Below are 13,027 nucleotides of genomic sequence, written 5' to 3' on the forward strand. Positions count from 1 at the left end.
CTGACACGGGAGTGATTTCCGCGGGTACATTACCGGTGTTACTGAGCCATACCCGGAACGTTCACTTACCGTCAGGAGATCTGGAATGTTTGATCAGGGTTTTATCACTAATGCCATCAATCGCAGCGCGGAGAATTCGTCGGATCGCCGAAACTTTCTACGTGCGGCGGGTGTGGCGGGCTTCGGTGTCGGAGCAGCGGTGCTCGCTACCGGCAGTCCGGCGCTGGCTGCCGAGTCCACCGGCCCGGCGGAGGCGCCGAGCGATGCAGCCATTTTGAACTTCGCCCTCAACCTCGAGTACCTCGAGGCCGAGTTCTACCTGCGGGCAACAACCGGCCGCGGGCTTCCCGACAGTATGACGACGGGAACCGGCACGCGCGGCGGTGTGACCGGCGGTCGCATGGTGCACTTCAAGACCTCAATCATCAAGAAGTACGCCGATGAGATCGCCGCTGACGAGAAGGCCCACGTGGCCTTCCTACGGTCCGCCCTGGGCAGTGCAAAGGTGTCTCGCCCCAAGATCAACCTCGACGCGAGCTTCACGGCTGCCGCCCAAGCGGCCGGTCTGGTCAAGCCCGGTCAGAAGTTCGACGTGTACGCCAATGAGGCGAACTTCCTCTTCGGGGCGTTCATCTTCGAGGATGTCGGAGTCACCGCGTACAAGGGCGCCGCGCCGCTGATCACGAACAAGACATTCCTCGAAGCTGCCGCCGGGCTGCTCGCGGTCGAGGCCTATCACGCGGGCGTCATCCGCAGCACGCTGTACGCACTCGGCATCGCGCTTCCCTCGGTGTACACGACCGCGCAGTCGATCTCCGATCTGCGCGACGCCGTCGACGGCCCGACCGATCTTGACCAGGGTATTGGTAACGCGGCGAAGGCGAACCTGGTGCCGACCGACGCCAACGGCCTGGTCTACAGCCGCAGCGCCGCGCAGGTGCTCAACATCACCTACCTCAATGCGGCGCCCGTGAAGTCGGGCGGGTTCTTCCCGGCCGGTGTGAACGGCGTCATCAACACCAGCGGGGCCAACGGCTAAGGAACACCGAGAATCCCGGGTGCGGGAGTATCGTCGCTGACCGGGAAGTACGACTCTCGCTCAGCGGCGGTACTCCCGCACACGTCTGACGGGGAGGTTCTGGACACGCCCGGACCTCCCCGCCGTGGCGTAAACCCCGCGCATCGAGGTCTCGGCTGGCTTTGCACGGGAGTGGGCACGGCCTCTGCCCGGTGGCATTGGCGGGGCTGCGTCTGCGACCGGCCTCCGCTCAACGATGTTCTACCGACGCGATCATCACTGGTGTGGCGGTCGGGCACATGTTCTAGCCTGCGCCCAGCAGGTCACGCCGAGACGGACACCGAGATTTCATGCAGTCCGGTGGCACCGTTCGGGGCGACGTCGGCGGTGGCCGACGTCTGGACGAGGCCTGCGGCATCCGTTGCCCGCACCGTGATGGTGTGGTCGCCGGCGCCCGCGTTCTCCCAGGTGTAGGCCCACTGACGCCAGGTGTCGACCGAGATCGCGTCGGCGAGGGTGGCGTCCTGCCAAGGGCCATCGTCGACCTGCACGGCAACCGCGCTGATCCCCACCTGCTGCGACCAGGCCACACCGGCGATGACGACCGACCCGGTGGATACCGAGGTCCCCTGGCGGGGCACGTCGATGCGGGAGGAGAGCTTGACCGGTCCTTGTGCTGACCAACCGCGCGGGGTCCAATAGCCCTGCTCCTGGTCGAACCGGGTGAGTTTGAGTTCGACGACCCATTTCGTCGCCGAGACATAGCCGTACAAGCCGGGCACGACCATGCGCACCGGATAACCGTGTTCAAGGGGGAGCGGCTCGCCGTTCATGCCGACGGCGAGAATGGCGTTGCGGCCGTCGGTAAGCGCCTCGATCGGGGTGCCGGCGGTGAAGCCGTCCTGGCTGGTTGAGAGCACCATATCGGCACTATCCGTGGGCTTGGCCCGCGCGAGCAGCGCGCGAATCGGGTAGCCGAGCCAGGTAGCGGTGCCGATCAGGTCGCCGCCGACGTAGTTCGACACGCAGGCCAAGGTGGTCGTGCTCTCTTCAAGCGGCAGGGCGAGCAGCTCGGCGAAATCGATCTCGACCTCGTTCTCGACCATGCCGGTGACCTTCAGCCGCCAAGTGGTCGGGTCGATGCGCGGCACGCTCAAGGCGGTGTCGATGCGGTCGAAGTCGGCGTTCGGGGTGATCAGCGGGGTGATCCCTGCTACGTCGAGGCTCGCCCCGGCCGGAATGGCGGCGGCGCGAATGGATGGCGTGGGCAGCGTGAATAGCGCGCGCGCGGCATCCGCTGCCCGGGTGGCTGCGGCACTGAACTGTGCGCCGGCCAGGACCAGCAGGCCGATGCCCGCGGTGATTGCGGTGTAGACGAGGAAGCGGCGACGGCCCGGGCCGCTGCCGTCGAGGCGTGCCGGCACCTGTTCCGGCACCGATGCCGTGGCGGCGTGCCCGGTGCGGTGATCGACGGGCAGCCTGGTCGTGAGAAAGGTCAGCGCGATGGCTGCGACGCCCATGGCCACGACGGCTGGGACCGCGTCGAGGGTAGAGGCGCTCGAACGGGAGAGCGCCGCGAACAGGGCGATCGCGCCGATGAGCACCACCAGCAGGCGGCCGAATGGCGGGCGCCGGCTCTCGAGAATGCCGGCCAGAGCGGCGACCAGGAGGAGCACGAGCACGATGGTCACGATCAGCACGATCTTGTCGGCCGTGCCGAACAAGCCGATGACGAGGTCCTTGACGCCGGCTGGAACGATGTCGATGATGAGGACACCGACCGTCAGCACCGGGCTCGCTCCGGGAGCGATCCAGGCCGCGGCCAATTCGGCGGCACCGAGACCGGCGAGGGCTGCGGCCAGACCGGCGGCCGCCGGGCGCCAAAGTGCCTGAGCACGGTGTGGCGGAGCAACCGCAGTGATGTCCGGAGGAGTGACGTAGGCCATACGACCAGCCTAGAACGGGCGGCTGTGATTGCCGCCCGGCCAGGGGCCTCGGCGGGTTTCGTCAGACATCCGCAATATTCTTGCGGCTGGGCTGGGTGGCCATTTCGACAACTTGCACCGGCCATCCACACGGGCACCAGGATGGCCATCGACCGTGCATAACTCCTGCAATTTGGGGGCGAAGCTCCGGACCTGCCCGACTTTTCGCACCGAGTGTTCAGGCGGCTCGCGAATTGCAGGAGTCATGCGCGATGGCCGAGCCGGTGTGCGGCGAACTGTGACAGTTGAACAGACGAGAAGGGGCAGAGTCGAAGGCGAGGTGCGAAGTAGTGCAGTCTTGAGGGACTATGTCTCTGCTTGCGCGCCTCGAAAACGAAACCGACCCCGACGTTCTCTTCGAGGCGTTTGAAACCTGGGCGACCGAACAGGGCCTCACCCTGTACCCGGCGCAGGAGGAAGCGGTCATCGAGATCGTCTCGGGGGCCAACCTCATCCTGAGCACACCGACGGGAACCGGCAAATCGCTCGTGGCCGTCGGAGCTCATTTCGCGGCGCTCTCCGCCGGTAAACGCAGCTTCTACACCGCGCCGATCAAGGCCCTCGTGAGTGAGAAGTTCTTCTCACTGGTCGAAACTTTCGGGGCTGAGAACGTCGGCATGATGACCGGCGACTCGAGCGTCAACGCCGACGCCCCAATCATCTGCTGTACCGCCGAGATTCTCGCCAATCTCGCGCTGAGGAACGGCGAAGACACCGAGGTCGACCTCGTCGTTATGGATGAATTCCATTTCTACGGGGACCCGGAGCGCGGCTGGGCTTGGCAGGTTCCCCTGCTGCTGTTGCCACGGGTACAGTTCATCCTCATGTCGGCCACACTCGGCGACGTGAAATTCATCAGCGATGACCTGACCCGGCGAACCGGGCGGGCCACCGCGGTCGTCACCGGGGTGGAGCGCCCGGTTCCGCTCAGCTATTACTACGAGCAGACCCCGGTGCACGAAACGGTCGAAGAGCTGCTGCACACCGACAAAGCGCCGGTATACATCGTGCACTTCTCTCAGGCGGCTGCACTGGAACGTGCTCAGGCCCTCGCGAGCGCGAAGGTGGCCTCCCGGGAGCAGCGTGACGTCATCGCCGAGCTGATCGGCGAGTTTCGGTTCACCACCAGTTTCGGCAAGACCCTGTCCCGGCTGATCCGCATGGGAATCGGCGTGCACCATGCGGGCATGCTGCCGAAATACCGCCGACTGGTGGAGCAGCTCGCGCAGCGCGGCTACCTGCGGGTGATCTGCGGCACAGACACCCTCGGCGTCGGCATCAATGTGCCCATTCGCACCGTGCTGTTCACCGCCCTCACCAAATATGATGGTGTGAAAATGCGCCAGGTGAACGTGCGCGAGTTCCACCAGATCGCGGGCCGGGCTGGGCGGGCCGGCTATGACACCGCAGGAACGGTGGTGATTCAGGCGCCCGAGCACGAGAGCGACAATCTCAAGGCTATCGAGAAAGCCGGCGATGATCCGAAGAAGAAACGCAAAATCGTGCGTAAGAAGGCGCCGGACGGCTTTGTGTCCTGGGGTGAACCGAGCTTCCGCCGGCTGGTCGAGGCTGAACCCGAAACCCTCTCGTCGAGCATGCAGATGACCGCTGCGATGCTCATCAATGTGATCGGCCGCGGCGGCGATGCCTTCGCCCACGTGCATTCCCTCGTCTTTGACAACCACGAGCCCTGGAAGCGTCAACTGGTTTTGGCCCGGCGGGCTCTGGGTATCTACAAGACCCTGCGCGAAGCCGGAATCGTGGAGCAGGGCGCGAGCGGCAGCATCCGTTTGACCGTCGACCTGCAGACGAACTTTGCGCTCAACCAGCCGCTGTCGCCGTTTGCGTTGGCCGCGTTCGAACTGCTCGACCCTGAAGCGCCCACCTACTCGCTCGACATGATTTCGATTCTGGAGTCAACGCTCGACGACCCGCGACCCGTGCTCATGGGGCAGCAATTCGCCGCCCGTGGCGAGGCCGTGAACGCGATGAAGCGTGAGGGCATCGAATACGACGAGCGGATGGCGCTGCTCGAGGAGATCACGCACCCCAAGCCGCTCGAAGAATTGCTGAACTACACCTTCGACACCTATAAGGCTTCCCAGCCGTGGATCGCGGACTTTGAACTCAAGCCCAAGTCCGTCGTGCGCGATATGTATGAGAGGGCCATGTCGTTTGGCGAGTTCATCGCGTTCTACAAGCTCGCCCGCAGCGAGGGCGTCGTGTTGCGCTACCTGTCGGACGCGTATCGGGCCGCCCGGCAGACCATTCCCGACGAGGCAAAGAACGAAGACCTGCTCGACCTGATCGAATGGCTCGGTGAGCTCGTTCGTCAGGTGGACTCGAGCCTGCTCGACGAGTGGGAAGAATTGCTGCACCCCGATCTTGCCGCGCACGAGGCAGAAGCGCATACGATTCTGCCTCCGCCGCCGCGTCGACTTACCACCAACGTGCGAGCTTTTCGTATCCTGGTGCGCAACGAACTGTTCCGCCGGGTGCAGCTCGCCGCCTTGGAACACTACGACGAGCTCGGCGAGCTCGACCGGGAGCACGGCTACTCGGATGATGTCTGGGCTGAAGCGATGGACGGCTACTTTGCTGAGCATGACGAGATACTCACCGGCGGTAACGCCCGCAGTTCTGACCTGCTCATCATCGAGGAGGGAGCCGAGGAATGGACCGTGCGCCAGATTATCGACGACCCGGCCGGTGACCATGACTGGGGGATCAGCGCGAGCGTGAACCTCGCCGACTCCGATGAACTCGGCGCGGCTGTCGTGCGCGTGACCGGTGTCAACCGGTTGTAGCGCTTTCCGCCCGGAGAGATCGCGGCGCTACACGCCGGGCGCGTGGAGCGGAGCGGAGGCGTCGGCGGCCCACTCATTGAGGGAACCGTCGTAGATGGAGACGTGCTCGTTGCCGGCACGGATGAGAGCGAGAGCGCTCGCGGCTGCGGCGATCCCGCCACCGCAGTAAGTCACCAGGTGGCCCGACGCCCCAGCTGCCGACGCCGCCACGGATGGGGCGACCGTTGCCTGGAGCTGGTCGCCGCGCAGGAACGTATTCGTGGCGGGGTCGACGAGTGTGCCGGCCGGTAGGTTGACACTGCCGGGAATGTGTCCGACGCGCGGGCGTGACCCGGCCGTGCCGGCGAATTCCGCCGGAGGAACGGAGCAGACGAGGGCGGCATCTGCCTTGCCGGCGACGATCGACTCGACGTAGCTCTTGTCGACCCACAGCTCGGGACGCGGGGTGGCCGTGAAGCCGCCGACGACCCGTGGTCGCGTCCCTCCGGTGGCGAACGGGCGGGTCTCGGCGTGCCACTTGGTGAGACCGCCGTCGAGCACGGCGACATCGTCGTAGCCGAAGGCGCGAAACAGCCACCAGATGCGGGCAGCCCACTGTCCCACCACGGCATCATAAACGACGACGGTCGTGGTGTTGTCGATTCCGACGGATGCCGCGGCCGCTTCAAACAGAGCGGCGCTCGGCCGGGAGAAATCGAATTCGCCCGCTGGGTCGGAGAAGACATCGAACAGGTCAGCGAACACCGCTCCGGGAATGTGCCCCTTGGTGAGGTAGTCGTCACGCCCGCTGAGGTAGCGCGGCCCGGAATCTGAAGGTGCGAGCGCGAGCACGGTGGCGTCGAGAATGACGAGGTGGTCAGAACCGAGATGATCGGCCAGCCATTGCGTGGAGACGACGGGCGACGAGGAAACGGGAGAATTCATGACACAAGGCTAGCGCCGGCCGCCGACACGGGGTAGAACCGGTGCCCGGGCGAGTCATCCGGCGACATCCGGCGTCATAACGACTACCGGGTGGTGGTCCAGTCCAGGTTGATGATCTGCTTGATATAGATGTTCTCGCCGAGCCCGGGAACCGAGGGGTTCATGGTGAGCATGAGTTGAACCGGAACGTTGAATCGTTGGGCGATGTCGAAGAACGCGTCGCCCTCGACGACCGTATAGGTGAGCAGGGCTCCCGCACCGTCAGCGGTCGTTGTGCCGCGGGCACCCGGTGTGCTGCCCTGGTCAGCGGCGGGTCCCTGCGGCAGGGGCACGGGCTCCGCGTTGGGAACGAGGTCGGGAACCGTTGGGTTGGGAATAAGCGCCGGCTCTTCGGTGGGAACCGGCGTCGGTGTCGGTGTCGGCGTGGGGCTGGGGGTGGGCTTGGGGGGCACGGTCGGGGTGATCGTCACCGTGACGGCCGGAGCAGGTTCACCGGCACAGCCAGCCACCGCCACGAGTAGGACAGCGGTAACGATGATGCCCCACGGGCGACGTACGAGTGAGCTGCGAATGGTTCAACCCTTCTTTCTGAGACACGCTGTGACCGCGTCTATGCGCGCACTCAGCCAGCTTAGGCTGAACGCGTGGTGGCTCGACCGAGTCGGTTACCCCCGTTCGGGGTGTTGCGCTCAGCATTCGATGACGTTGACCGCGAGCCCGCCCTCGCTGGTTTCTTTATACTTCGTCATCATGTCGAGTCCGGTCTGCCGCATTGTCTCGATTACGGCGTCGAGTGAAACCAGGTGTGTTCCGTCGCCGTGCAGCGCCAGCCGTGCCGCCGACACCGCCGTCGACGAGGCGATCGCGTTGCGCTCGATGCAGGGAACCTGCACGAGCCCGCCGACCGGGTCGCAGGTGAGCCCGAGGTGATGTTCCATCGCGATCTCCGCCGCATTCTCGACCTGACGCGGCGTTCCACCGAGCACGGCGCAGAGTGCGCCAGAAGCCATGGCGCACGCGGCGCCGACCTCAGCCTGGCAACCGCCCTCCGCCCCTGAGATCGACGCGTTGGCCTTCACCAGGGAGCCGATGGCGACGGCCGTGAGCAGGTATTGACGGATCCCGGCCGCATCCGCCCCCGGAACGAAACGCAGGTAGTAATGGCCGACGGCGGGAATGATGCCGGCCGCCCCGTTCGTCGGCGCGGTGACGACTCTCCCGCCCGCCGCGTTCTCCTCATTGACGGCGAGCGCGAAGGCGTGCAGCCATTCTGTTGACGTGTCATGGTCGCAGAGGGCCAGCCCGTCATATTCCTCCAAGCGGATTCGTACCGCGGATGCCCGGCGCTTGACGTTGAGGCCGCCCGGCAGCACGCCGGTGGTGCTGAGTCCGGCCTCCACGCAGGTGTGCATGGCCTTCCAGATGGCGTCGAGTCCCTCGTCGAGCGCTGCCGCGCCGTGAATCGCTTCCTCGTTACAGCGGGCGACCTCGCAGATCGACAAATCATGGGCTTCGCACAGGGCGAGCAGCTGTGCGCTGGAATCATAGGGGAGTGGCTGGGTGACGCGGGTCTGGGCGCTCGAGGGTTCGGTACCCCGGCGGATGAACCCGCCACCGATCGAATAGAAGGTCTCCTCGAGGAGAGGAACGGAATCTGCCCTGCTGTCGCTCGCATAGGCGGACAGCGTGAGCGCGTTCGGGTGCCCAGGTAGGCGCGTGCGAGGCTCGAAGTGCACGTCGTTGGTATGGATAGGAATGCTGCGCCCGCCGAGCAGGGTCAGGTTGGCACCGTCTTGGATACCAGACCAGGCGGCGCGCACCTGATTGGGGTCGCAGGTTTCCGGGCGCAGGCCGGTCAATCCGGCGAGCACGGCATCGGGCGTACCGTGGCCGAGACCGGTCGACCCCAGAGATCCAAATAGTGAGCAGCGGATGCGCCCCACCGCATTGAGACGCCCGGTTGCCACGAGATCTTCGGCGAATAGGCGCGCAGCACGCATCGGGCCCACCGTGTGGGAACTGGAAGGGCCGATTCCGATGGAAAACAGGTCCAAGGCTGAGACGTACGCTGTCACGATCTTCATCGTACGGTACCCAGACGTGGTGGGCAGGGAACGGTGCCGGGATTCAACACGGCGCTTAACCCCAAACGCCCCGCACCGTAAAGTGCGAGGCGCTACCCGAGAGGTCCAGCCGGGGAGCCGGCGAGAATGGTCGCTAGGCGATGGTGAACGTGATGGTCGACACGGAGGGGGAGGGGTTGACGGCGGTGGTGCAATGCCCCGGACGGGCGTTGGCGTTGGAGGCGACGAACTAAGAAATGGTGAAAGTGCGCACCGTGACGTCGGGGTTCACGGGCGAGTTGCCGGTGGCGCCCGAGGAACTTCGTACTAACAACTTCACCTCGCTCTGGATACCAATTCCCGAATACCCAGAAAATGAAGAAAGGCCGCCTCCCCGAGGAGAGACGGCCTGTTGATTATTACGTTGGCTTAGTGCGTACGGAACCGCGCGGTCATCGGGCAGTCGAACGGATCGCGAGCGGCCAGGCCCACCCTGTTGAGGTAAGCAATGACAATGCCGTAACTCTCAAAGACACCGGTTTCGGTGTACTTCACGTCGTGCGAGAGACAATATTCCTTGGCGATTTCCTGCGCCTTCCGCAGGTGCGGGCGGGCCATGTTGGGAAACAGGTGGTGCTCAATCTGGTAATTGAGACCACCCATGTAGGTGTCGATGAAGGTGCCTCCGCGAATGTTCCGGCTGGTCAGCACCTGGCGGCGCAGAAAGTCGACCTTGCTTTCGGCCGGAAGCTGCGGCATGCCCTTGTGGTTCGGAGCGAAAGATGCCCCCATGTAGACGCCGAATACCGCCATCTGCACCCCGACGAAGGCGAACGCCATGCCGAGCGGTAGGAAGTAGAAGATGACGGCGAAGTAGGCGATGATGCGCGTCACGAGCATCGTGATCTCAACCCAGCGCTCGCTGACCTTGTTCTTGCCGAAGACGGTCTTGAAGCCCTGGATGTGCAGGTTGATGCCTTCGAACATCAACAGCGGGAAGAAGAAGTAGCCCTGCTTGCGAGTGATGATGGCGCCGATCCGGCTGACTTTTTTGGCGTCTTCTTCACGGAAGACGATGAAGTCTGGTTCGATGTCGGGGTCTTTGCCAATGACGTTCGGCTGGGCGTGGTGACGGCTGTGCTTGGTCATCCACCAGGCGTAGCTGATGCCGACGAAAAGGTTGGCGAGAACCCGGCCCGCTCGGTCGTTGGCTTTGCCGGAGGTAAACACGGCGCGGTGTGAGGCTTCGTGGGCGAGAAAGGCGAACTGGGTGAAGATGAGGCCGAGCGCGGCGGCGATGATCAACTGGTACCAGGTGTCTCCCAGCAGCACGAATCCGACGGCAGCGCCGAGGGTGGCGGCCACGAGAATAGAGAAAACCAGCCAGTAGAAACCGGTGCGGCGGCCGAGAAGGCCGAGGTTGCGCACGGTATGCAGGAGCGCTGAATATTCTGTGGTGGGGTTTTTCGTGTCTCCACCCGGTCGGGTCCTGATGATGCGGACCGAGGGTGCGGCTAGTGCTTCCGACATGAGGCCTTCCTGAGCTTAGAACTCTCAGCGTTCGGGACTTCTCAGCCGGGGAATGAGCAATTACTCGTGGAACAGATAGCGGCCAGTCTACGTTCGGGAGCTCCCCATTCGCTCACAATTCACACGTTTTTCTCAGTCATTATATGCCAAAAATGGAATGTATCTGACCGATCTATCGCCAACCTGGCATCCAAATGTGGAGTTGCCAAAACGCGAAGGAAGTCTGCATTCCGGTCCAAACCGGGAAGAAAAATGCCGTAACCAGCAGCGCGACACCCAGCCCCACGACCACCGCAGTGAGGGTGCCAGCCGGCGGTTGGGGGTCATATTCCGGCACCTGCAAATGTGCTGAATGCCTGCGTCGTGGCCGCGCCTGGTCGGGAATTCGTTTGAGGAGCAGCCCGATGACGAAAGTGAGACCGAGCAGCAGGTATGGCTCGAAGGCGATCGTGTAGAACTGGAAGACCGTGCGATTGAGATACATCAGCCACGGCAGATAACCGGCGATCATGCCCATCAGAATGAAGCCGACCCGCCACTCGCGATACCGGGCGAGTCGGTAGACGAGGTAGAACAAGGCCGCCGTGGCGGCCCACCAGATCAGCGGGTTGCCGACGGAGGTGATGGCCTCAGAGCAGCTCTGAAACTGGCAGCCGAATTCGCCCGCGTCCAAGCCGCGATAGTACATGCTGGTTGGCCGAATCATGAACAGCCAGGTGAGTGGGTTCGCCTGATATGGATGCGGTGTGGCCAGCCCCACGTGATACGTGTACGCAGCGGCCTGGTAGTGCCAGAAGCTTTGAACCGTGTGCGGCACCCACGCCAGCGGTCCGGTCCAGGCGGCACCCACCCCGTCAGCCCAGTCGCGGTAGTAGCCACCACGGGTGACAAACCAGCCGGTCCAGGAGATGAGGAACGTGGCGCCGGCGATGGGAACGAGCGTCAGAAACGTGGCGGGGGCCTGTTTGAGGATGGCAGCACTGAGCCAGAATGAGACGCCGTTACGACGCCGGGCCAGGGCATCGACGACGACGAGATAGATGCCGAACGCGGCGAGAAAATACAGGCCGGACCACTTCACCGAACTGGTCAGTCCAAAGGCGAGGCCGGCCGAGAGCAACCACGGCCGCCACCACAGTGTGGGACCCCAGCCGGGGTCGTCTCGACCCGCGAGCCGGGTCGCGAGACGCGTCGCGTGCCAGTCACGGTCCATCAACACGGCGCCGAAACCGAGCAGGGCGAAGAACATCACGAAATTATCGAGTAATGCCACGCGGCTCATGACGATGGCATGCCCGTCGATGGCGAGCAAAAAACCGGCGACCAAGGCGAGAAATCGCGACTGAAACAATTTCTGCGCCACGAGCATGATGAGCACGACCGCGAGTACCCCAACCACGACCGTCGCCAGTCGCCAGCCCCAGGGATTGCCGGGGCCGAGCAGATTCATGCCGAGCGCGATCAGCCACTTGCCGAGCGGCGGATGCACCACGAAAGAGGGATCCGACGTGTAGATGTCGGTCTGCCCGGCTTCAAACAGCGGGTTGGCGTCGGTCGGCCACGTCGATTCGTAGCCGTTGTTGAACAGACTCCAGGCGTCCTTCACATAGAAGGTCTCGTCGAACACGAGCGCGTGCGGCAGGCCGAGGTTCCACAAACGCAACGCGGCGGCCAGCAGTACTACGGCGAGGTGGCTGCCCCAGCGAACCCATCGACTAGTAGCGAGCACATCACCATCGTACCGAGCGGGCGAAGAACGAATGTTCGGCTGGTGCTGCGAGAATTGCAGCATGATCATCCTTGCTGCGACCCCGATCGGAAACCTCGGCGACGCTTCCCGGCGCCTCATCGAGACCCTGAGCACGATCACCATCGTGGCGGCCGAGGACACCCGCGTCACCGTGCACCTGCTCAAGGCCCTCGGAATCGAAAATCGGCCAAGACTCATTGCCCTGCACGAGCACAACGAACGTGGCAAGGCAGCCGAACTCGTCGAACTGGCCCGCGATGTCGACATTCTGGTGCTCAGTGACGCCGGCATGCCCACGGTTTCTGACCCGGGTTTTCACGTAGTGGATGCCGCGGCCGCCGCTGGCGTGCAGGTCACGGCCCTGCCGGGACCCTCGGCTGTACTGACTGCTCTTGCCGTCTCGGGGCTTCCGACGGACCGGTTCACCTTTGAGGGGTTTCTGCCGCGCAAGCACGGCGAGCGGGTCAAACTGCTGCGTGAGCTCGCTGCCGAACGTCGCACCATGGTGTTCTTTGAATCGCCCAACCGGCTCGCCGACTCCCTGACCGATCTGGCCGCAACGCTCGGCGCTGACCGCCGGGTCGTGGTGTGCCGGGAATTGACCAAGTTCTTCGAAGAGGTCAAACGTGGCACGGCGAGCGAACTGGCCGAGTGGGCGGCTGCGGGGGTGCGCGGCGAAATCTGTATCGTCGTTGCGGGCGCCGAAGTGCGGGTATTGGACCTGGACATGGGGGTTGCGGAGGTGCTGCAGCTGGTGGCCGGCGGCATCCGTTTGAAAGACGCTGCAGCCGACGTGTCGGCCGCCAGCGGGCTCGGCAAGCGTGAACTGTACGAGCACGCCCTGCAGGCCAGGACGGGCGCGCCGCTGCCGAAACCCGACCGCTCGGCCTTTCCGCTCGGCTGATCCGACGCCCCCGGGCGTAACCGCGCCAGACCATAAGCGCTCGCCG

General features: G+C 64.3%; 9 protein-coding genes. 3 read left to right on the forward strand and 6 right to left on the reverse strand.

What is annotated here, in order from left to right; genetic code table 11:
• Positions 1–85 precede the first annotated feature (85 nt).
• Positions 86–1,039, forward strand: a complete 954-nt coding sequence (locus CXY74_RS04790; protein WP_104199370.1) for a ferritin-like domain-containing protein — start codon at positions 86–88, stop codon at positions 1,037–1,039.
• A gap of 302 nt (positions 1,040–1,341) precedes the next feature.
• On the opposite strand, the gene CXY74_RS04795 is transcribed toward CXY74_RS04790, so the two are convergent.
• Positions 1,342–2,964, reverse strand: a complete 1,623-nt coding sequence (locus tag CXY74_RS04795; protein WP_104199371.1) for a molybdopterin-dependent oxidoreductase — start codon at positions 2,962–2,964, stop codon at positions 1,342–1,344.
• 347 nt (positions 2,965–3,311) lie between these two features.
• On the opposite strand from CXY74_RS04795, the gene CXY74_RS04800 reads away from it, so the two are divergent.
• Positions 3,312–5,810 (forward strand): RNA helicase, encoded by a 2,499-nt coding sequence (locus CXY74_RS04800; RefSeq protein ID WP_104199372.1) that lies wholly within the window; start codon positions 3,312–3,314, stop codon positions 5,808–5,810.
• Positions 5,811–5,837: 27 nt separating this feature from the next.
• Here CXY74_RS04800 and CXY74_RS04805 read toward each other — a convergent pair whose 3' ends face one another.
• The 5 genes from CXY74_RS04805 to CXY74_RS04825 all read right to left on the reverse strand — a co-directional run bounded on the left by CXY74_RS04805 (position 5,838) and on the right by CXY74_RS04825 (position 12,119).
• Positions 5,838–6,734, reverse strand: a complete 897-nt coding sequence (locus CXY74_RS04805) for a sulfurtransferase (RefSeq protein ID WP_104199373.1) — start codon at positions 6,732–6,734, stop codon at positions 5,838–5,840.
• Between the two features lie 83 nt (positions 6,735–6,817).
• The gene (locus tag CXY74_RS04810; protein WP_146070056.1) at positions 6,818–7,243 is read right to left on the reverse strand and encodes a LysM domain-containing protein; all 426 of its coding nucleotides are present in this window, start codon (positions 7,241–7,243) and stop codon (positions 6,818–6,820) included.
• Between the two features lie 180 nt (positions 7,244–7,423).
• Entirely contained in the window at positions 7,424–8,809 is a 1,386-nt protein-coding gene (locus CXY74_RS04815; protein ID WP_104199425.1) for an L-serine ammonia-lyase, read from the reverse strand.
• A 417-nt stretch (positions 8,810–9,226) separates the two neighbouring features.
• Complete coding sequence (locus tag CXY74_RS04820; protein ID WP_104199375.1) at positions 9,227–10,327, reverse strand: acyl-CoA desaturase; 1,101 nt, start codon at positions 10,325–10,327, stop codon at positions 9,227–9,229.
• Between the two features lie 172 nt (positions 10,328–10,499).
• Complete coding sequence (locus tag CXY74_RS04825; RefSeq protein ID WP_233193219.1) at positions 10,500–12,119, reverse strand: dolichyl-phosphate-mannose--protein mannosyltransferase; 1,620 nt, start codon at positions 12,117–12,119, stop codon at positions 10,500–10,502.
• Here CXY74_RS04825 and rsmI point away from each other — a divergent pair.
• A complete protein-coding gene (gene rsmI, locus CXY74_RS04830) occupies positions 12,118–12,981 on the forward strand; it encodes a 16S rRNA (cytidine(1402)-2'-O)-methyltransferase (RefSeq protein ID WP_104199426.1) in 864 nt (287 codons plus the stop codon). The two genes, CXY74_RS04825 and rsmI, sit on opposite strands and share 2 nt — an antisense overlap.
• Positions 12,982–13,027 lie beyond the last annotated feature (46 nt).

The organism is Cryobacterium sp. Y29 (genome assembly GCF_002929825.1).
Lineage (GTDB): Bacteria > Actinomycetota > Actinomycetes > Actinomycetales > Microbacteriaceae > Cryobacterium.